The sequence below is a fragment of the Burkholderia sp. BE12 genome (genome assembly GCF_002959955.1).
Lineage (GTDB): Bacteria > Pseudomonadota > Gammaproteobacteria > Burkholderiales > Burkholderiaceae > Burkholderia.
In genome coordinates, this window is record NZ_PREY01000007.1 from 151,984 (window position 1) to 171,923 (window position 19,940).

The window sequence follows — 19,940 nt, forward strand, 5'->3', positions numbered from 1 at the left end:
CATCGCTGGACGCCGTCTTTCGAGACTTTCCGTCCAGCCCGAACCGGAGATGCTCCCATGACGCAAACCGTCCCCACCCCGCCGCTGACCGTCGACGAAGCCGCGGTGCGCGCGGCGCTGCCTTCGCTCGACGTGCTCGGCACGCTGCGCCGCATGTTCGCGTCGCTCGCCGCGGCGCGCGCGGTTCAGCCGCCGCAGACGCTCACGCTGTTTCCCGGCCAGGCCGGCGACTTCATCACGTATCTCGGCGCGCTCGCCGACGAGCAGGTGTTCGGCGCGAAGCTGTCGCCGTACATCGTGACGGCCGGCAAACCCGACGGGACACCCGGCGGGACACCCGACGGGAGACCGATCGTCACCGCATGGACCGCGCTGATGTCGATGCAAACCGGCCAGCCGCTGATGTGGTGCGACGCGGGGCTGCTGACCGTCGAACGCACGGCCGGCACGACCGCGCTCGCGGTCGACTGCCTCGCGCCGCGCGACGCGCGCCAGCTCGCGATCGTCGGCGCGGGCGCGGTCGGCCTCGCGCACCTCAAGCACACGGCGGCGCTGCGCGACTGGGACACGATCCGCGTGTACTCGCCCGCGCTGGCGGGCGACGCGGCGCTGCAGGCGAGCCTCGCCGCGCTCGACCCGCGCACGCACGCGGCGGCGAGCGTCGAAGCCTGCGTGCGCGACGCGGACGTGGTGATGCTGTGCACGTCGTCGGGCACGCCCGTGCTCGGCGACGGGATGCTCACGCGCCCCGCGCTCGTCACGTCGATCAGCACCAACGTCGCGCGCGCGCACGAAATCCCGCCCACGTGGCTGCCGGACATGGACGTCTACTGCGACTACCGGCATACGACGCCCGCGAGCGCCGGCGAGATGCAGATCGCGGCGGCCGAGCACGGCTGGGATGCCGGCCGGATCGTCGGCGACCTGCCCGCGCTCGTCGCCGGCACCTGCGCGGCGCCGTCGCGCACGCGTCACGCGTTGTTCCGCTCGATCGGCCTCGGGCTCGAGGACATCGCGATCGCGCACGCGCTGTACACGCATCTGACGCGCGCATGAGCGGCACGCGCACGCGGGGCCGATACAATGGCGCAACCGCCGCGGCGGCCGCGCGCGGGCGCACGGGCATGCCGGCCAACGGTACGCCGGCTCGCCGGCCCGACCCGCTGCCCGGCTCCCGCCCACCCGAGATCGCGATACCGATGCGCAAGAAGAAATCTCCCGTCAAAGACCTGCTGCTCACCCGCTATGCGCCGATCGCCGACGGTATCGCCGCACTGTTCTTCCCGTACGCGGAAGTCGTGATCCACGACCTGCACGACCAGACCGTGCTGTATCTCGCGAACAACCTGTCCAAGCGCGAGGTCGGCGACGATTCCGCGCTCGAGGAAATCGATCATTCGGCGCGCGAGCGCGTGATCGGCCCGTACGAGAAGCTGAACTGGGACGGCCGGCGGATGCGCTGCGTCAGCAACGTGCTGTTCGACGACGAAGGCCGGCCGGCCGGGATGATGTGCATCAACTTCAACATCGCCGTGTTCGACGAGGTGCGCTCGACGCTCGACTTGTTCATCAAGGGCGCGGGCGTCGTCGCGCAGCCCGACGAGCTGTTCCGCGACGACTGGCAGGAGCGCATCAACACGTTCCTGCACGGCTGGCTGCGCGAGCGGCAGCTCGGGCTGAACGGGCTCACGCGCGAGCACCGGCGCGAACTCGTCGAGGCGCTGTACGCGGAAGGCGCGTTCCGCGGCAAGAGCGCGGCGAACTACGTCGCGAACGTGCTCGGGATGGGGCGCGCGACGGTCTACAAGCACCTCAAGCACCTGAAGGAAACGCAAGGCGACGCGTGAGCGCGACGTGGCGGGCGCAATCACGGTAGGCCGGTCATCGGTATCGGGCCGCCGGTTCCGCGCCCAAGCTCCGCGACACGCGGGCGCAGCCCCTTCCGCACCATTCCGCGGGCGGCGAAACGTCGAAAAATAAAGTGATATAGTCTCGGTTACACTTTTTTTGCCGCCCGGACCGCCCATGACGACCGCTCCCGCCCCGACTGCCCGCCCGACCCTGACCGTCGAGATCTGGTCCGACCTGATCTGCCCGTGGTGCTGGATCGGTAAGCGCCGCTTCGACGAGGCGCTGGCCGCGTTCGCGCACGCCGACCGCGTCGACGTCGCGTTGCGTGCGTACCGGCTGATGCCCGGCCAACCCGTCGAGCCGGTCGAGGCGATGCTGGCAGGCAAATACCGGATGGCGCCCGCGCAGGTCGACCAGATGCTGCGCCAGGTGACCGATGCGGCCGCGAGCGTCGGGCTGCGCTACGACCTGCCCGGCACGCTCGTCGGCGACACGCTCGACGGCCACCGGCTCGTGAAGCTCGCGCAAGCGTCGGGCCGCGCGCACGCGCTGACCGAGCGGCTCTATCGCGCCTATTTCTGCGAGCACGGCTCGCTGTTCGATCATGCGGCGCTGACCGGGTTTGCGGTCGAAGCCGGGCTCGAGCGCTCGGCCGTCGAAGCCGTGCTGCGCAGCGACGCGTATCGCGACGAAGTCGAAGCCGACATCGCGCACGCCGCACGGATCGGCGGGCGCGGCGTGCCGCTGTTCGTGTTCGGCGGCCGCTATGCGGTGTCGGGCGCGCAGCCGGCCGACGCGTTCGCGCGGGCGCTCGATCAGGCGTGGCGCGACGGCATCGTCGAACCCGGCGACGACGATGCGGCCGCCTGCGGCCCCGACGGCTGCGAACTGCCGGCTCGGTCGTAATCCTCATCCCGCCGCACGCGCGCCGCAGCCGCGCGCGCCACTACGCGACGCTCCTGCCACAAACCGGCAGGAAGCCCGCGCCGCCGACGTCTACAATGCATCCTTTCAGATAACTATCAGAAGGCTGCAGGCCCATGACCCACGGGATTCACGGCGAGAAGCGCTGGTACGCGCTGATCGTGCTCTGTCTCGGCGTGCTGATGATCGTGCTCGACAGCACGATCGTAAACGTCGCGCTGCCGTCGATCAGCACCGATCTCCACTTCACCGAAACGGCCCTCGTGTGGGTCGTCAATGCCTACCTGCTGACGTTCGGCGGCTGCCTGCTGCTCGGCGGCCGGCTCGGCGACCTGTACGGCCAGCGGCGCATGTTCCTCGCGGGCCTCGTCGTGTTCACGCTCGCGTCGCTCGCCTGCGGCCTCGCGCAATCGCAGGCGATGCTGATCGCCGCGCGCGCGGTGCAGGGGTTCGGCGGCGCGGTCGTGTCGGCCGTCTCGCTGTCGCTGATCATGAACCTCTTCACGGAACCCGGCGAACGCGCACGCGCGATGGGCGTCTACGGCTTCGTGTGCGCCGGCGGCGGCAGCATCGGCGTCCTGCTCGGCGGGCTGCTGACGAGCTCGCTGTCGTGGCACTGGATCTTCCTCGTCAACCTGCCGATCGGCGTCGCCGTCTATGCGATGTGCGTCGCGCTGCTGCCGCGCATGCGTATGCCGGTGGGCACCGCACGGCTCGACGTCGCCGGCGCGATCACCGTGACCGCGTCGCTGATGCTGGCCGTCTACGGCATCGTCGGCGGCAACGAGGCCGGCTGGCTGTCGACGCAGACCGTCGCGCTGATCGGCGCGGCCGTCGCGCTGCTCGTGCTGTTCATCGCGATCGAGTCGCGCGCCGCGCATCCGTTGATGCCGCTCACGCTGTTCGCCGCGCGCAACGTCGCGCTCGCGAACGCGATCGCCGTGCTGTGGGCGGCCGCGATGTTCGCATGGTTCTTCCTGTCCGCGCTGTACATGCAGCGCGTGCTCGGCTACGGGCCGCTGCAGGTCGGCCTCGCGTTCCTGCCGGCGAACCTGATCATGGCCGCGTTCTCGCTCGGGCTGTCGGCGCGCATCGTGATGCGCTTCGGGATCCGCGGGCCGATCGCCGCCGGCCTCCTAATCGCGGCCTGCGGCCTCGCGCTGTTCTCGCGCGCGCCGGTCGACGGCGGTTTCGTGTGGCACGTGCTGCCCGGCATGACGCTGCTCGGCATTGGCGCGGGCGTCGCGTTCAATCCGGTGCTGCTCGCCGCGATGAACGACGTCGATCCGGCCGATTCCGGGCTCGCGTCGGGCATCGTCAACACCGCGTTCATGATGGGCGGCGCGCTCGGGCTCGCGGTCCTCGCAAGTCTCGCCGGCGCCCGCACCGACGCGCTCGCGGCGGCGCAAGCCGCGCCGCTCGACGCGCTGAACGGCGGCTACCGCGCGGCATTCGCGTTCGGCGCGGCGTTTGCGGCCGTGGCCGCGCTGATCGGTTTCGCGCTGCGGATCCGGCCGCCACGCGCGGTCGAAGGCGCCGGGCCCGCGATGCACTGACCGTCGGCAGCCGAACGGGAACCGGCATCGAATCGGGGCGCGCAGTGTCGCGCCCTTTTTTGTGCGCACCGGACGCGCGGCGTACGCGCCCGGGTCGTCATACCTTTCACGCCGACCCCTGCTCAAACGCCCGTTTCATGTCCGCCGGCGGCCGCCGGGCGCCCTATCCCGGCCGATTTTTAACGCAGTCGTACATTGACGCGCCACTTTTGCGACAATGGCGGACTTTGATGCGCGCGCCGCAGCCGCGCGCCGCCGCCGAACGCTGCATAACCGCCTGCCTCCGATGTCGCTTCCCCATATCGATCTGCTGTACTCCCTGTCCGGCCTGTTCGTCGGCATTCTCGTGGGCCTCACGGGCGTCGGCGGCGGTTCGTTGATGACGCCGATTCTCGTGCTGCTGTTCGGCGTCCACCCCGCGACGGCGGTCGGCACCGACCTGTTGTACGCGGCCGCGACCAAGGCCACCGGCACGCTCGTCCACGGCCTGAAAGGCTCGATCGACTGGCGCATCACGGGCCGGCTCGCGGCGGGCAGCGTGCCGGCCGCCGCGCTCACGCTGTGGTGGCTGCACACGCACGGGATGAACACGCCGGGCACCGCGCGGATGATCCAGCTCGTGCTCGGCGTTGCGCTGCTGCTCACGTCGCTCGCGCTGATCTTCCGCCCGCAGCTGACCGCATTCGCCGCACGCAACCCGCTCGCGCCGAGCCCCGCGCGCACGCTGTGGTCGACCGTGCTGACGGGCGCCGTGCTCGGCGTGCTCGTGTCGATGACGTCGGTCGGCGCCGGCGCGATCGGCGTGACCGTGCTCCTGCTGCTGTATCCGGCGCTCGCGACGACCCGCATCGTCGGTTCCGACATCGCGCATGCCGTGCCGCTCACGCTGGTCGCGGGCATGGGTCACTGGCTGCTCGGCTCGGTCGACTGGTCGATGCTGCTGTCGCTGCTGCTCGGTTCGCTGCCCGGCATCGTGCTCGGCAGCCTGCTGTCGGCGCGCGCGCCAGAACGGCTGCTGCGCAACCTGCTCGCCGCGACCTTGGTCGCGGTCGGCGTGCGGCTCGTGCTGGCGTAAGCGGCCGGGCCGCCCTTTCCTCCGCGGTTACGCCCCTTCCCGTCCGGCGCATGAGGTACCCGCCCATCGCTCGCCGCACAAGAAAAACAGCCCGACCGGCCTGCGCCGATCGGGCTGTCGTCCATCCGGGGCGGCGCGAGCCGCCCGCGGCGCTTACTGCCCCTGCTGCTGCAGTTTCTGCTGCTTCATCTGCTGCGTGCGCGCCTGCAGCTTCAGCACGCGCTGCAACGCGGTGCGGTTCGCGAGGATGCCGTCGTAGAAGTTGGCGAGATCGCCCTTCAGCGCGGTCCGCGACGCGTCGTTCAGGTAGATCATGTGGCCCGACGGGTAGTTCTTGATCGTCAGGTTCTGCGCCTTGAGCGTCGGATCGAGCGGCATCTGCGCGAGCGTCAGCTCCGTCTGGTGGAACGGCGTGACGGCGTCGAAATACCCGTTCGCCGACAGCACCTTCAGGTCCGGGTTCACGCTCATCGTCGACGCCAGGTCGCCGGCCGTGTACAGCGTATTGCCGCCGCCCTTGTTCGCGCCGGTCGGATCCGTGTGGCTGAAGTCCCAGTTGTTGAAGACCTGGTCGTTCAGGTCCACGAACGACGACGTCGACGTGTACTTGAGGTCGGTGTTGATGTAGCTGTTCCACAGCACCGTGTACGCGCCGCCGACGTTCGTGATCGACGGATCGTTGCTGCCCGAGTTCGGCAGGATGTACGGCGCGATGCCCTTGCCCGTGAAGTTCGCGCGACCGTCGTACTGGCCGATCTGCGTGCCCGGCACGAGCGTCAGGAAGAACGTGTACGGCGGGTTGTCGTCCGACGACGGCACGTTGCCGAGCGCGGCCGGGTTGCCGAAGGTCTGGATCAGCGAGGTCGGGTCCGTGCCGATGTACGAACCCATCTGCTGCGCGGTCTGCAGGTTCAGGTTCAGCCGCACGTTCACGAAGCCGCCGTCCTGCGGGTTCGGCTTCTGCGCGAGCGGCGCGAGCGTGTTGTCCGCGTAGTTGCGGGCCTGGACCATGTACGCGTCGAGATCGGTCGGCGTCGGGTTGACCGTCGTCTTCTTCCAGTAGAACGCATCGGCCGCGAGCGTCGGGAACGTGCCCGGCGCCGACAGCGCGTTCGCGTAGTCGAGGATCGACGACTGCAGCGTGATCCCGTTCAGGTCGATGCCGTCCTCGTGCAGCACCCACGACACGACCGCGCTGCGCGCGGTGCCGTACGACTCGCCGTACAGGAACTTCGGCGAATTCCAGCGCGAGTACTTGGTCAGGTAGCGCTGGATGAAGCGGTCGATCGAGCGCGCGTCCTGGTCGGTGCCCCAGAAATCCTTGTTCTTCGCCGGCGCGATCGCCGTCGAGTAACCGGTGCCGACCGGGTTGATGAACACGATATCGGTGCGGTCGAGCAGGCTGTCCGGGTTGTCGAGCAGCTTGTACGGCGCGGGCGGCGTGAAGTTCGGGAACGACGACTGCAGGCGCTTCGGCCCGTACGAGCCGAGCAGCAGGTAGACCGACGACGAACCGGGGCCGCCGTTGTAGAAGAACGTGACCGGGCGCGGCTTCGACGGGTCGGGATTGTCCTGCGTGTACGCGACGTAGAACATCTTCGCGTTCGGCGCCGACGTGATCGGATCGATCGTCGTCAGGTGGCCCGTGGTGGCCGTGTACTTGATCGTCTTGCCGCCGATCGTGACCTGGCGGTGCACGACCGCGGCGCCTTCGGTCGAATCCGTGACCGCGTCGTTCGGCCCGGTGCCGTACACGTCGGTGTCGACGTACGGCTGGTCGGCCGCGGCGGCGGCCGTTGCGTCGGTGTTGACCGACGTGCTGCCGCTGGTCGTCGCGGCCGCGGTGGCGGCCGCCGCGCTCGGGCTCGGCCCGTCGTCGCCGCCGCACCCCGTGACGAGCAGCGCCGCGGCCGCTGCCGCGGCGAGCGGTACGCTCAAGGTCGTTCCGAATAGCGCGAAACCGTCTTTCAAGGACTTGCGTGTCGTCATTATTGCCTCTCGAACAGAACGATAAATACCGCCGGTCGCAAAGGATCATTTGCGCCGGCGCTCCGCACCGGGAATGCATTCGTTATGCGACGCACTCCGAGTTTTTTACCGGATCGGCAAATACCGATCGGCACGATTTACCCCACCCATGTTTTTTTGCAACTGCACAATGGAATCAATTCCATTGCAAACGACAATTCAACGGTCCCAGCAATACGAACGCATTTCGCGAATTCGCATGCGCACAAAATCGGCGACAAAGAGACGCCACGAGAAGCCCGCCCATCAAGGCGCCTCCACTTCGAACAGACGAACGATCCCCGTCGGCGAGATACCGATTAATCGCGAAACGGCGATCAACCGCGGCTCGAACCGATTGAATAAAATCGAAAGGATCGATTAACTAAATGGAAAGGAATATTCTCGTATCTGGAATTTATTAAATTAAGTGAAAATACCGGCGCATATTAGGTTCCGGATTTATGGCCGTAAAGTAATAATTTGTTACAGCGCTCGTCATTCGGATAAAAGGCAGTGCGGGACCGATTCCAGACGATGCAAAGAAAAAGCCGGACGGCTGTCCGGCTTTGTCGGAGGCGGCGCGACGGCCGCCGTCAGAGCGGCACGTCGATCGTGCCGACGCCGGCGGAAATCGCGTTCGCGCCCGGCGCGGCCGAGATCGGCGGCAGGTTCGCGCTCGTCAGCGCGGGCGCGGCGCCCGGCGTGCCGCCGCGCGGCACCGTGCGGATCACCTGCGACGGCGGCAGCGGCGCACCGCCCTTCAAGTGCTTCCACATCAGGTTCAGCGCCTGCACGTTGTAGTAGTGAACCGGCACGAAGCGCGTGTCGAAGCCCGGAACCGACAGGAAGGCGTCGAAGTGCTGGCCGTTCGTCACTTCATAGAACACCAGCTGGCTGCGCCCGGCTTCGCTGATGCCGTTCTGCGCGACGTACGCGCGCGACGCGTGGTTCACGGGCACGAGCGCGTCGCTGCGGCCCTGCACGATGATCGCCGGCTTGCCGTGCAGGTTCGCGTTCACGCGCACCGCGTCGACGTTCGCGGGCATGCCGAGCATCCCGTTCGTCCACAGCTGGCGCAGGCACAGCGCGCCCGCGAAGCTTGCATCGGGCGTCGCGAGCCGGTGGTCGACGCCCGCGCCGTTGTTGAACACGAGACTGATGCCGGCCGTCGGCGGCACGCCGCTGCCGGCGCCGAACACGGCCGGCATCGGCGACGCGGCGGGGGCCGCGACCGCGCCGGTCGCCGGGTTCGTCGTCGCGAAGCTGAAGTTGCACAGGTTGTCGGTCACGCGCGAGCGCGTGTACGCGTTCGCATAGGTGACCGCGATCGCGGGAATCGCCTGCGAATCCCACATCGGCGCCTGCAGCAGGTCGGAATCGGCCAGATAGCCGGCCGCATGGAGCTGCGCGAGCGCGTCGGCCGCCTGGCTCTGCGTGTCGGCGCCCGCCACCAGCCCGGCCGCGGCGAGCGTCGCGCAGCGCTGCGTGCGGATCGACTGCGTGGTCGCGGTCGGCAGCGCGCTCAGGTACGGCGCGCCGGCCAGCGACGCCGATGCCGCGGCGCACGGTTCCAGCAGGTTCGCGAGCGTCGCGTAATCGGCCAGCGGCCGGCCGAACGACGGCACCGGCTGGCCGCCCGTGCGCACGATCGCATTCGGCGCCATCCGCACGTTGATCTGCGGCTCGCCGACCACGACCGCGGTAATCCAGCCGCGGTTGTCCTGCTCGGCCGCCGCCAGCGACGCGCCGCCGCCGTTGCTCACCGACGCGGCGATCGTCGTGATGTCGCCCGCGCGATAGCGCACGCCGCGACGCGCGCCGTCGATCAGCGGACCGAACTGCTCGTTGAGCGCCCAGTACGCGAACTCCACCGCCTGCAGCGTCACGCGCCCCCAGTCCTGCTCGGAATTCTGCTGCGAATGCGCGTGCTTGAATGCATAGCGGTTCGGGAAGCGGCCGTTGAACGCGGCGAGATCGCCGCTCGTCACGTTCGCGGTAAACAGGCTCGCGGTGCCGGCCAGCACCGCGTTGGCGAGCGTGCCGTCGATCAGCGTGACGGTGTCGGAGCCGAGCTCGTGCGCGCCGTTGCCGCCGCCCTTGTCGTTGTAGGCCACCGCGCAGCCGCGCTTGAGCGCCCACTCGCCGGCCGCGGAAATCGCGCCGTACACGCCGCGCGAGCCGGACGACGTCGCGGTGACGATGCAGGGCTGCGCGGGATCGAAGCTGGCGGGCACCTGCACGAGCAGCGTCACGTTCCTGGTGCCGCTGCCGTCGTCGGCATACGCGAGATATTCGGTGCCGGGGATCTTGCCTTCGCCGAGCGTATCGTTGCCGTCGAGGTCGACGTTCGGCCCCCAGAAGCGGCCGTAGCCGCCGTTCGCGCTCATGTCGACGAGCGCGCGGTAGTTCGACCAGATGGCGAGGCGACGCAATTCGGCGCTCGTCGGCCGCGACGGGTTCGCGAAGCCGGGCGCACTCGCCGCGGCGAGGCCCGTCTTGCCGAGGCCGGCCGTCAGCAGGTCGTCGCTCGCGCCGTCGTAGGCCGTCGTGCGCACGCTTCCGGACACGAAGCCGGGCAACCGGTTGCGCTCGGCCGACTCGTCGCCGTTGCAGGCGCCGAGCATCGCGATCGCGGCCAGCGCCGCCCCACACACCACCCGCCTGCCCCACCCGAGCTTCGTCATCGCCGCCCCCTCGATATCGTTATCGGTCCGCCGCCGCGCCGCGCGCGGCGTTCGGCTTCTGAAGCGCAAACGGGCCCCGGCATGGGGCCCGCCTGGAAACGGGCGCATGCGGCGCTCGCGCGCCGCCGCCCGGCGTTACTGCTGCTGAACCGTCAGCTTGTTCGTGACCGACGTCACACCCTTCACGCTCTTGGCTGCCTCTTCCGCCTTGTCGATCTGTGCCTGGTCGGGCACCGTGCCCTCCAGCGAGATCGCGCCGCCCTTCGAACGCACGACGAGGTTCGCCACGTCGATGCCGCCTGCCTTCGTAATGGCCTTGCGCACCGCGTAGCCGAGCTTGCGGTTCGCCTTCTTCGCGGTTTTCGCGGCGGCCTTCGGCGCGCTCGTAGCGGCCGACGGCGCTTCCGTTGCCGCTGCGTCGCTCGACTGCGCATACACGCTGCCCGACAGACAGGCCGCCACGGCGGCGACACCCAACGCTCTCAACACGATCGACTTCATGCTATCTCCTTATCACTTCGGAACGGCCGTGCACAGTACGGCCGGATACCCCCAAAAACAGCCGGCCCGCGCGCGAACGGGCGGGACAGCCGGTGTTTTCCACGGCGATACGAGAGAGGCGTCACAGGCCGGCGGCCGGCGCACGCGAAAGCGGGCCGGCCGGGCCGGACAGCCGCCGGCCGGACGCGCCCGGTCTCATGACGTGCCGGGTCGCGCGCGATTCGGGCGCGGCTGCGTCGCACAATGTAATCCAGCGCCCGCGGAAGCGCAAAGCTTTTGACGCGACGGCGCCCGCCGCCGTGTCGCCGTGCCGCCGCGCAATCCCTGCGCGACTCGCGCATACGCGCCGAAACCGGGTACCATCGCCGCGAGCATCCGTGTCGTCACGCCAGCGTCATCCGCCGATCCCATGAAGCCTGCCCGCCCTCGCCCGCCGCGCCGCATCCTCGCCCGCTTCGTCGCGGTGTCGTGGCGCGACCTCGCGCTGTCGATCGGCCCGACCGTGCTGCTCGCCGGCGCGGCCGTCTGGCTCGCGGTGAAGCTGATCCAGCCGGCGCCACCGTCCACGCTCGTGATTTCGTCCGGGCCGCCCGGCAGCACATACTGGAACGCCGCCCAGAAATACAAGACGATCCTCGCGAAAAACGGCGTCACGCTCGACGTTCAATCGTCAGAAGGTTCCGCGCAGAACCTCGCGCGGCTGTCGAACCCGAACGCGCCGGTCGACGTCGGCTTCGTGCAGAGCGGCATCGGCCCGAAGGAGCGCGACGAGCATCTCGTGTCGCTCGGCAGCATCGGCTACGTGCCGCTCGCGATCATGTACCGCGGCCCGGTCGTCGCGCGCCTGTCCGACTTCAAGGGCAAGCGGCTCGCGCTCGGCGCGGAAGGCAGCGGCGCGCGCGAGCTGAGCCTCGCGCTGCTGAAGATGAACGGCATCGTGCCGGGCGGCTCGACCGAGCTCCTGCCGACCGCCGGCGAGGACGCCGCGACCGCGCTGCTCGACGGCAAGATCGACGCCGCCTTCCTGTCCGGCGACTCGACGCAGATCCCGGTCATGGCGAAGCTGTTCCGCGCGCCGGGCGTGCACGTGTACTCGTTCACGCAGGCCGAGGCGTATGCGCGGCGCTTTCCGTACCTGACCGCGATCACGCTGCCGATGGGCGTCTACGATCTCGGCCGCAACCTGCCGCCCGCCGACATCCACACGGTCGCGCCGACGATCGAACTCGTCGCGCGCGACTCGCTGCACCCCGCGCTGTCCGACCTGCTGATCGAGGCGGCGCGCGAAGTGCACGGCCACGCGACGATCCTGCAGCACGCAGGCGAATTCCCGTCGTCCGTCACGCGCGGCTTCCCGCTGTCCGACGACGCCGCGCGCTACTACAAGTCGGGCAAGACCTTCCTGTACCGACGGATGCCGTTCTGGGTCGCGAGCCTCGTCGACCGGCTGCTGGTGGTGGTCGTGCCGCTGATCGTCGTGCTGATCCCCGGGCTGCGGCTCGTACCCTCGCTGTACGGCTGGCGCGTGCGCTCGCGCATCTACCGCTGGTATGGCGCGCTGATCGCGCTCGAGCGCAGCGCGCTCGGCGAGCATACGGCCGACGAGCGCGTCAAGCTGCTCGACGAGCTCGACGACATCGAGGAAGCCGTGAACCGGATGAAGATGCCGCTCGCCTACGCCGGGCAGTTCTACGTGCTGCGCGAGCACATCGGCTTCGTGCGCGAACGGCTCACCGCGCACGACCCGGATACGCCGGCGGGCCCGCCCGGCGCCGGCCATCCGCCGGCACGCGCGGAAACCGGCCCGACGCCGGCCGGCGACGCCCCCCGGGCGACTCCCGGTTCCGCGTGAGCGAACGATCCGCGATCATTGCTGCATGCGCGCGCCGCCGCGTAACATGGAGGCCGCCGCCAGGCGCCGCACGCCCCACCTTCTGGAGAACGACATGACAACCGGCCTCGATACCGCCCAACCCGCCTGGTTCTTCGACTTCGTGTCGCCGTTCTCGTATCTGCTGCTCGAACAGCACGACAAATGGCCGGACGTGCCGTTCAACCCCGTCGCCGTCTCGCTGCCCGACCTGCACCGCCACTGGGGCCAGCGCCCGAGCGCCGACGTGCCGGCCAAGCGCGTGTTCACGTACCGGCATGCGCTGTTTCGCGCGGAACAGCTCGGCATCCGCTTCAAGATGCCGCCCGCGCATCCGTTCGATTCCGACAAGGTCCTGCGCCTCGCGATCGCGCTGCGCGCCGATATCGTGACGGTACTGGAAATGTTCCGCTTCATCTGGCGCGAAGGTAACGATCCGTCGACGCCGGAAGGCTTCGCGGCGCTGTGCGAACGCGTCGGCGTCGGACACGGCGACGAGCTGATCGAATTCGAGGAAACCGCCGCGCAGCTGACCCGCAACACGGCCGACGCGATCGCGCTCGGCGTGTTCGGCGTGCCCACCTTCTGGATGAACAAGCAGCTGTTCTGGGGCGAGGACGCGCTGCCGATGGTGCTGTACTGCGCGCGCACGCCGAACTGGCTCGAATCGCGCGAGGTCAAGCGGATCAGCACGCTGCCGAAGGGCCGCGCGTGATGGCCGGTATCACGCACGGCAACGCGCGGCTGCGGTAAGGTTACGCGTCACTAGGGTCTGTTTACATATGGAACGCGCATGCGAATGCCCGAAATCGCGCGTAGGGCAAGGAGTGAGGAGCGCCGTTTGGCCGCGCCAAACAAGCGACGAGCGACGCCGCCATACGGGCGATTTCGGGCATTCCCGTGACATGGATTTATTAATTTGGGGTTGCCACGAGAACGGCCGCTCGCCGCGTTGTGCTCCTTGCGAATACGTCAGTATTCGCGGCGTCGCACGCCTCGCGAGCGGCCGTTCTCGTGGCAACGCATGCGCGTTCCATATGTAAACAGACCCTAGAATCCCCCCATCGATGGAAGACGACGACCGTACCGCCTCGCTCGACATCTGGCTCGTGCGCGTGTTGCGCACGCTGCTGCTCGAGCGCAGCGTCACGCAGGCCGCGCTGCGGCTGAACCAGACCCAGCCCGCGATCAGCACCGCGCTGCGCAAGCTGCGCGAGACGCTGAACGACCCGATCCTCGTGCGCGGCAAATCCGGCATGGTGCCGACCGAATACGGCGCGTCGCTGCTCGAGGCCGCCTCGCGCGCGCTGCGCGAGGTCGATTTCATCGCGACGCCGCACGGCGACTTCGACCCGTCGTCCGCGCGGCGCACGTTCCGCGTCGCCGCGCCCGACTACCTGAACGATTTCTTCATGCCGACGCTGATCGAGCGCTTTCGCGACGCGGCGCCGCATGCCCATCTGGAAATCGATTCGCTGAATCCCGCGCTCGACCACGCAGGCGCGCTCGAATCGGGCGCGCTCGATCTCGTGATCGGCAACTGGCCGAAGCCCGACCCGCAGTTCGCGCGCCAGGACCTGTTCTCCGACACGATCGTGTGCCTGATGCGCGACGCGCATCCGCTCGCCCGCCTGCCGCTCACGCGCGACGCGTATGCGTCGGCCGCGCACGTCGCGCCGACGCCGTACACCGGCGACAAGCGCAACGCGATCGAGATCGGCCTGGCGCGCGCACGCCTCACGCGGCGCATCGTGACGACGCTGCCGTACTTCGGGATCGTGCCGCAGGTGCTGCTGCAGTCGGACCTGATCTTCACGACGACGCGCCGCTTCGCGACGCACTACGCGCAACTGCTGCCGCTCGTCGTCGTCACGCCGCCCGTGCCGTTCCCGCGCATCAAGAGCTACCTGCTCACGCATCCGCAGCCCGATCGGCCGACCGACATCGCGTGGCTGTGCGCGCTGATGCAGAGCGTGTCCGACGAGCTGACGGTCGCCCGCACGCGCAAGCGCTGAAACGCGCGGCTCGAGCGCAGCGCGACCGTTCAGGCAGCGCGGCCGCTCAGGCCGTGCAGAAGGTTTCCTGCAGATGGACCCAGCGCACGACGCCGGCCGCGTCGCGCGCGAACACGGCGGTCGCCCGGCGCGCGGGCAACTCGCCCGACGCCGCATGCTGCGCTTCGAGATAAGCGATCACCGCATGCGATGCGTCGGCCGCGAGCACGCGAATCTCCGACAGCGCGATGCGCAGCCCCGGCTTCGCGCCGGCCAGCTTCGCGAACAGCGCGCGCGTGCCGTCGTGGTCGACCATGCGGCCGTCGGTCAGGGTCATCGTGAAGTCGGCGGAAAACGCCGCGAGCAGCGCGTCGAGCGCCGCCGGCGCGGTATCGACGCCGGACAGCCAGCGCTCGATGGCGGCCACGCTCGCATCGAGCGCGTCGAGATAGACGGAGTGATCGGACATGGGCGCGTGCACGGTGAGGTCAAGCGCGGCCCGCTGCCGCGCGTCGCCGTGCAGTGTATGCAAAAACGCTCGGCCGTGCGCCGGCCGCGCGGCATCGGCGTTTTACCGCGCGCAGGACACGTCGTCGCGCGCGCGCCCGGCCGCCGCCGCCTTCGCATCGGCCACCGGCATGCCCGAGCGCGCCTGCAGCAACTCCGCGCAGACGGCCACCGCGATCGCGCCCGGCGCCTTGTCGACGATGCCGGCGACCCCGATCGGACACACCATCTCGACGAGCCGCGCCGGATCGACGCCGCGCGCCGCGAGCCGGCGCTCGAACTTCACGCGCTTGGTGCGCGAGCCGATCATCCCGAAGTACGCGTAATCGCGCCGCCGCATGATCCGCGCGGCGAGCGAGAAGTCGAGCGCATGGTTGTGCGTCATCACGAGGAAGTACGCGCCGGGCGGCGCCGCGTCGACGACGGCCTCCGGCGTGTCGGTCGGCTCCGGCTGCACGTTCGGCGGACATTCGTCCGGGAACAGTTCGTCGCGCGTATCGACCCACTGCACGACGCACGGCAGCGCGCCGAGCAGCGTGACGAGCGCATGGCCGACGTGCCCGGCGCCGAACAGCACGATGTGCATCGGCGCCGGCGCACCGGCCGCGCGGTTGCGCTGGCCGGTGCCTGGCGCGAACACCGGGGTCGACACGGCGCGCGGCGACTGGGCCGGCCCGTTCATGCCGGCCTCCGCCGGGCCGGGCGGCCGTGAGTGGGCAACGAACGAAGCGAGCGCGACGAGCGTTTCATGTCAGCCTGCCTGGCCCGCGCGGGCCGCACGCACCGCGCCGATCGCGCGCAGGATCGATTCGCCGGTGGCCGGCGCGTCCAGCGGCGGATTCACCTGGTAATCGCCGACCGCCGCGATCGCATCGCGTACCGCGAAGAACACCGAAAACGGCAGCAGCAGCGGCGGTTCGCCGACGGCCTTCGAGCGGTGGATGCTGTCCTCGACGTTGCGATTCTGGAACAGCCGCACGTTGAACTCGGGCGGCGTGTCGTTGACCGTCGGGATCTTGTACGTGGACGGCGCGTGCGTCATCAGCTTGCCGCCCTGGTTCCACCACAGCTCCTCGGTCGTCAGCCAGCCCATGCCCTGGATGAACGCGCCTTCGACCTGGCCGATGTCGAGCGCCGGGTTCAGCGACGCGCCCACGTCGTGCAGCGCATCGACGCGCAGCGTGCGCATCTCGCCCGTCAGCGTGTCGATCACGACTTCCGACACGGCCGCGCCGTACGAGTAGTAGTAGAACGGGCGGCCCTGCAGTTTCGACTGATCCCAGTGCAGCTTCGGCGTCGCGTAGAAGCCGTCGGACCACAGCTGCACGCGCGCGAGGTAGGCCTTCGCGATCACTTCGCCGAACGGCACGCTCGCGCCGCCGACCCACACGAAGTCGTTGCCGAACTTCACGTCGGCCGCATCGACCGTGCCGTCGCCGAACTGCTTCGCCGCGAACACCGCGAGCCGCTCGCGCAACTGGCGCGCCGCATCCTGCGCGGCCTTGCCGTTCAGGTCCGAGCCCGTCGACGCGGCGGTCGCGGACGTGTTCGCGACCTTGCTCGTATCCGTCGCCGTCACGCGGATCCGGCCGAAGCGGATGCCGAGCTCGTGCGCGACCACCTGCGCGACCTTCGTGTTGAGCCCCTGCCCCATCTCCGTGCCGCCGTGGTTCACGAGCACCGAGCCGTCGGTGTAGATGTGCACCAGCGCGCCGGCCTGGTTGAAATGCGTGACGTTGAACGCGATGCCGAACTTCACCGGCGTGAGCGCGATGCCCTTCTTCAGCACCGGATTGCGCGCGTTGAAGGCGCGCACGCCCGCGCGCCGCGCACGGTAGTCGCTCGTCGTCTCGAGTTCGCCGAGCAGTTCCTGCAGCACGTTGTCCTCGACTGTCTGCCCGTACGGCGTCACATTGCGTTCGGTCTTGCCGTACAGGTTCGCGTAGCGGACGTCGAGCGGATCGCGGCCGAGCGCGCGCGCGATGTCGTCGAGGATGTATTCGATCGCGAACGCGCCCTGCGGGCCGCCGAAGCCGCGGAACGCGGTGTTCGACTGCGTGTTGGTCTTGCCGCAGTAGCCGGCGATGTCGACGTCGCCGAGCCAGTACGCGTTGTCGAAGTGGCACACCGCGCGCGTCATCACCGGGCCCGACAGGTCGGCCGAGAAGCCGCAGCGCGAGGTCATGTCGAGTGCGACGCCGTCGATGCGGCCGTCGTCGTCGTAGCCGACGTCGAAGCGGTAATGGAAGTCGTGCCGCTTGCCGGTGATCATCATGTCGTCGTCGCGGTCCGGACGCAGCTTCACCGGGCACAGCAGCTTCCACGCGGCAAGCGCCGCGCAGCACGCGAACAGGCCCGACTGCGATTCCTTGCCGCCGAACCCGCCGCCCATCCGGCGGCATTCGACCAGCACGTTGTGCGACGCGACGCCGAGCACGTGCGCGACGAGGTGCTGCATCTCGCTCGGGTGCTGCGTCGAGCAGTACACGTGCATCCCGTCGTCGTCCTTCGGCACCGCGTACGCGATCTGCCCTTCCAGGTAGAACTGCTCCTGGCCGCCGAGCAGCATCTCGCCCGACTCGCGGTGCGGTGCGGCGGCGAGCCGCGCGGCCGCGTCGCCGCGCGCGAGCTTCAGCGGCGGGATCACGTAGGTTTCGGCCTTGCGCGCTTCCTGCGCGGTCAGGATCGCGGGCAGCTCCTCGTAGTCGACCTGCGCGCGGCGCGCGGCGAGCCGCGCGGTTTCATGCGACGTCGCGACGACGATGAACATCGGCTGGCCGACGAACTGCACGACGCCCTTCGCGAGCACCGGATCGTCGTGGATGATCGGGCCGCAATCGTTGACGCCCGGGATGTCGTCGGCCGTGAACACGGCGACCACGCCCGGCGTCGCGCGCACCGCGTCGAAGTTCATCGACACGATCCTCGCGTGCGGCTTCGCCGACAACCCGAGCGCCGCGTGCAGCGTGCCCGCGACGATCGGGATGTCGTCGGTGTAGGTGGCGCGCCCGCTCACGTGCAGGTGGGCGGATTCGTGCGCGCGCGACACGTGCACCTGCGCGGCGTCGGCCAGCGGATCGAGGGTGCTGAGGAACGGTTCTGCTTGCTGATTCATGTTCGATGTTCTCCGTCTTCAGACGCGCGCCGCGTCGTGGGCACTTTCAGCGGCTACTTCGGCGGCCACTTCGCGCACGTTCAGCGCCTGCGGCGGCAGCGGGTCGTGCGGACGCGTCTCCAGCCAGAATCGGTACATCAGGTTCTTCGCGGTATCGAGGCGATACGTGCTCGTCGCGCGCATGTCGGACAGCGGCTGGTAGTCGCGCTCGAGCGCCTGCATCGCGGCCTGCGCGGTGGCTTCGTGCCACTGTGCGCCGTCGAGCACGGCTTCCGTTTGCGCCGCGCGCTTCGGTGTCGCGGCCATTCCGCCGAACGCGATGCGCGGCTCGCGGATCGTGTCGCCGTCCGCGATGAACGCGAAGGCCGCGCACACCGCGGAAATATCGGAGTCGAACCGCTTCGACAGCTTGTACGTGCGGAACTGCAGCTTTTCGCGCGCGCCGGTGCGGGTCGGCACCTTCACGCCGACGACGAATTCGTGCGGCGCCATGTCCTTCTGCTGGTAGCCCGTGTAGAGCGCCTCGAGCGGCAGCTCGCGCACCGTGTCGCCGCCGCGCAGCACGACGCGCGCGCCGAGTGCGATCAGGCCCGGCATCGAATCGCCGATCGGCGAGCCGTTCGCGACGTTGCCGCCGAGCGTGCCCGCGTTGCGGATCGGCAGAGATGCGAAGCGCTTCCACATCTCGGTCAGCTCCGGATACGTGCCGGCGAGTGCCGCATAGGCCTTCTCGACCGTCACGCCCGCGCCGATCTCGATCCAGTCGTCGCCGTCAACGATCTGCTGCAGTTCGGCGATCTGGCCGACGTAGATCAGATCGTCGAGGCGGCGCATCTGCTTGGTGACCCACAGGCCGATGTCGGTGCTGCCCGCGAGAATACGCGCGTCGGGGCGCTCGGCCTTCAGCGCGGCCAGCGCGTCGAGCGTGCGCGGCGCCGCGAAGCGCGCGCCGTTGACCGTCGTGTAGTCGAATGTGTCGTCGCGCTTGAGCGACGCGAGCGTGCGGGCGAGGGCCGCCGTGTCGACCGCCGGCGACGGCGCCGGCGCACCTTCGCCGGCCGCACCTTCGCCGGTCGCACCTTCGCCGGCCACATCGAACATCCGCACCGCCGCGTCGACGATCGGGCGATAACCGGTGCAGCGGCACAGGTTGCCCGTCAACGCATCGGCGATCTCGGTGCGCGTCGGCACGTCCTTCGCCTTCGCGCACGCATTGCCGCAGCCTTCGTGGCCGTGCTTTTCATACAGCGCCCACATCGACATCACGAAGCCGGGCGTGCAGAACCCGCATTGCGAACCGTGGCAATCGACCATCGCCTGCTGCACCGGATGCAGCGCGCCGTCCGGCCGGCGCAGGTCCTCGACCGTCAGGAGCGCCTTGCCGTCGAGCGTCGGCAGGAACTGGATGCATGCGTTGACGGCCTTGAACTCGACCGCGCCGCCATCGGTCAGCTCGCCGACGACGACCGTGCACGCGCCGCAATCGCCTTCCGCGCAGCCTTCCTTGGTGCCGGTGCAATGCGCGTCCTCGCGCAGGTATTGCAGCACGGTGCGGGTCACGTCCGCGCCGCTGACTTCGCGGATCGCGTGACGATGGTAGAAGCGGATCGGCTCACTCATGTCTCGGTGTTTCTTCAAATTGGGGGGCAAGGCGGCCCGCGCGGAGCGCTCGACCGACGTTTTTCCGACAGTTTGAACGCTATCACCGTCAAATTCCGCAACCCATAGCCCATCACGCATGCGGCTCATATAACTGCCGCGATATGCGCGCCCGGCCGGCCGCTCCCCTTGCCGCACGGGGCGCTCCGTCCGTTCCCGGCGTCCCGCAACCACTGGCCCTCTTCCCGAACGGG

Annotated in this window: 15 protein-coding genes; 8 read left to right on the plus strand and 7 right to left on the minus strand. The window is 69.2% G+C overall.

Annotated features, from left to right (window positions below; genetic code table 11):
* Positions 1-57: 57 nt before the first annotated feature.
* The 5 genes from C4B30_RS09965 to C4B30_RS09985 all read left to right on the plus strand — a co-directional run bounded on the left by C4B30_RS09965 (position 58) and on the right by C4B30_RS09985 (position 5,406).
* Complete coding sequence (locus C4B30_RS09965) at positions 58-1,056, plus strand: ornithine cyclodeaminase family protein (protein WP_105132520.1); 999 nt, start codon at positions 58-60, stop codon at positions 1,054-1,056.
* The gene (locus C4B30_RS09970) at positions 1,053-1,847 is read left to right on the plus strand and encodes a helix-turn-helix transcriptional regulator (protein ID WP_105132521.1); all 795 of its coding nucleotides are present in this window, start codon (positions 1,053-1,055) and stop codon (positions 1,845-1,847) included. The genes C4B30_RS09965 and C4B30_RS09970 overlap by 4 nt, the downstream gene beginning before the upstream one ends.
* A 178-nt stretch (positions 1,848-2,025) precedes the next feature.
* Entirely contained in the window at positions 2,026-2,757 is a 732-nt protein-coding gene (locus C4B30_RS09975) for a DsbA family oxidoreductase (protein ID WP_105132522.1), read from the plus strand.
* Positions 2,758-2,891: 134 nt separating this feature from the next.
* The gene (locus C4B30_RS09980) at positions 2,892-4,331 is read left to right on the plus strand and encodes a DHA2 family efflux MFS transporter permease subunit (RefSeq protein WP_105132523.1); all 1,440 of its coding nucleotides are present in this window, start codon (positions 2,892-2,894) and stop codon (positions 4,329-4,331) included.
* Positions 4,332-4,617: 286 nt separating this feature from the next.
* Positions 4,618-5,406 (plus strand): sulfite exporter TauE/SafE family protein, encoded by a 789-nt coding sequence (locus C4B30_RS09985; protein WP_027783684.1) that lies wholly within the window; start codon positions 4,618-4,620, stop codon positions 5,404-5,406.
* 153 nt (positions 5,407-5,559) lie between these two features.
* On the opposite strand, the gene C4B30_RS09990 is transcribed toward C4B30_RS09985, so the two are convergent.
* The 3 genes from C4B30_RS09990 to C4B30_RS10005 form a co-directional block, all read right to left on the minus strand.
* On the minus strand, positions 5,560-7,395 hold the full coding sequence (locus C4B30_RS09990; protein WP_105132524.1) for a S10 family peptidase: 1,836 nt from the start codon (positions 7,393-7,395) through the stop codon (positions 5,560-5,562).
* Between the two features lie 614 nt (positions 7,396-8,009).
* Positions 8,010-10,100: a D-(-)-3-hydroxybutyrate oligomer hydrolase gene (locus tag C4B30_RS10000; RefSeq protein WP_105132525.1), complete on the minus strand. Its 2,091-nt coding sequence runs from the start codon at positions 10,098-10,100 to the stop codon at positions 8,010-8,012.
* 135 nt (positions 10,101-10,235) lie between these two features.
* The gene (locus C4B30_RS10005; protein WP_027783681.1) at positions 10,236-10,601 is read right to left on the minus strand and encodes a BON domain-containing protein; all 366 of its coding nucleotides are present in this window, start codon (positions 10,599-10,601) and stop codon (positions 10,236-10,238) included.
* Positions 10,602-11,010: 409 nt separating this feature from the next.
* Between C4B30_RS10005 and C4B30_RS10010 the strand changes: the two genes are divergently transcribed.
* The 3 genes from C4B30_RS10010 to C4B30_RS10020 all read left to right on the plus strand — a co-directional run bounded on the left by C4B30_RS10010 (position 11,011) and on the right by C4B30_RS10020 (position 14,486).
* Positions 11,011-12,453: a TAXI family TRAP transporter solute-binding subunit gene (locus C4B30_RS10010; RefSeq protein ID WP_105132526.1), complete on the plus strand. Its 1,443-nt coding sequence runs from the start codon at positions 11,011-11,013 to the stop codon at positions 12,451-12,453.
* Positions 12,454-12,547: 94 nt separating this feature from the next.
* A complete protein-coding gene (locus C4B30_RS10015; RefSeq protein ID WP_027783679.1) occupies positions 12,548-13,186 on the plus strand; it encodes a 2-hydroxychromene-2-carboxylate isomerase in 639 nt (212 codons plus the stop codon).
* Between the two features lie 352 nt (positions 13,187-13,538).
* Positions 13,539-14,486, plus strand: coding sequence for a LysR family transcriptional regulator (locus C4B30_RS10020; protein ID WP_089499694.1), 948 nt, complete (start codon positions 13,539-13,541; stop codon positions 14,484-14,486).
* Positions 14,487-14,532: 46 nt separating this feature from the next.
* Here C4B30_RS10020 and C4B30_RS10025 read toward each other — a convergent pair whose 3' ends face one another.
* The 4 genes from C4B30_RS10025 to xdhA all read right to left on the minus strand — a co-directional run bounded on the left by C4B30_RS10025 (position 14,533) and on the right by xdhA (position 19,707).
* Positions 14,533-14,934 (minus strand): polyketide cyclase, encoded by a 402-nt coding sequence (locus C4B30_RS10025; RefSeq protein ID WP_105132568.1) that lies wholly within the window; start codon positions 14,932-14,934, stop codon positions 14,533-14,535.
* Positions 14,935-15,036: 102 nt separating this feature from the next.
* A complete protein-coding gene (gene xdhC, locus C4B30_RS10030; protein ID WP_105132527.1) occupies positions 15,037-15,654 on the minus strand; it encodes a xanthine dehydrogenase accessory protein XdhC in 618 nt (205 codons plus the stop codon).
* Between the two features lie 69 nt (positions 15,655-15,723).
* Complete coding sequence (gene xdhB / locus C4B30_RS10035; RefSeq protein WP_027783675.1) at positions 15,724-18,087, minus strand: xanthine dehydrogenase molybdopterin binding subunit; 2,364 nt, start codon at positions 18,085-18,087, stop codon at positions 15,724-15,726.
* Between the two features lie 18 nt (positions 18,088-18,105).
* Positions 18,106-19,707, minus strand: a complete 1,602-nt coding sequence (gene xdhA, locus C4B30_RS10040; protein WP_105132528.1) for a xanthine dehydrogenase small subunit — start codon at positions 19,705-19,707, stop codon at positions 18,106-18,108.
* Positions 19,708-19,940 lie beyond the last annotated feature (233 nt).

What these genes read in the sequence shown, in the direction of transcription:
- xdhB (WP_027783675.1), bottom strand. Translation starts at nt 18,087, where the DNA reads ATGAATCAGCAAGCAGAACCGTTCCTCAGCACCCTCGATCCGCTGGCC.
- C4B30_RS10025 (WP_105132568.1), bottom strand. Translation starts at nt 14,934, where the DNA reads ATGTCCGATCACTCCGTCTATCTCGACGCGCTCGATGCGAGCGTGGCC.
- C4B30_RS10015 (WP_027783679.1), top strand. Translation starts at nt 12,548, where the DNA reads ATGACAACCGGCCTCGATACCGCCCAACCCGCCTGGTTCTTCGACTTC.
- C4B30_RS10010 (WP_105132526.1), top strand. Translation starts at nt 11,011, where the DNA reads ATGAAGCCTGCCCGCCCTCGCCCGCCGCGCCGCATCCTCGCCCGCTTC.
- C4B30_RS09980 (WP_105132523.1), top strand. Translation starts at nt 2,892, where the DNA reads ATGACCCACGGGATTCACGGCGAGAAGCGCTGGTACGCGCTGATCGTG.
- xdhC (WP_105132527.1), bottom strand. Translation starts at nt 15,654, where the DNA reads ATGAACGGGCCGGCCCAGTCGCCGCGCGCCGTGTCGACCCCGGTGTTC.
- C4B30_RS09975 (WP_105132522.1), top strand. Translation starts at nt 2,026, where the DNA reads ATGACGACCGCTCCCGCCCCGACTGCCCGCCCGACCCTGACCGTCGAG.
- C4B30_RS09965 (WP_105132520.1), top strand. Translation starts at nt 58, where the DNA reads ATGACGCAAACCGTCCCCACCCCGCCGCTGACCGTCGACGAAGCCGCG.
- C4B30_RS09970 (WP_105132521.1), top strand. Translation starts at nt 1,053, where the DNA reads ATGAGCGGCACGCGCACGCGGGGCCGATACAATGGCGCAACCGCCGCG.
- C4B30_RS10005 (WP_027783681.1), bottom strand. Translation starts at nt 10,601, where the DNA reads ATGAAGTCGATCGTGTTGAGAGCGTTGGGTGTCGCCGCCGTGGCGGCC.
- C4B30_RS10020 (WP_089499694.1), top strand. Translation starts at nt 13,539, where the DNA reads ATGGAAGACGACGACCGTACCGCCTCGCTCGACATCTGGCTCGTGCGC.
- C4B30_RS10000 (WP_105132525.1), bottom strand. Translation starts at nt 10,100, where the DNA reads ATGACGAAGCTCGGGTGGGGCAGGCGGGTGGTGTGTGGGGCGGCGCTG.
- C4B30_RS09985 (WP_027783684.1), top strand. Translation starts at nt 4,618, where the DNA reads ATGTCGCTTCCCCATATCGATCTGCTGTACTCCCTGTCCGGCCTGTTC.
- xdhA (WP_105132528.1), bottom strand. Translation starts at nt 19,707, where the DNA reads ATGAGTGAGCCGATCCGCTTCTACCATCGTCACGCGATCCGCGAAGTC.
- C4B30_RS09990 (WP_105132524.1), bottom strand. Translation starts at nt 7,395, where the DNA reads ATGACGACACGCAAGTCCTTGAAAGACGGTTTCGCGCTATTCGGAACG.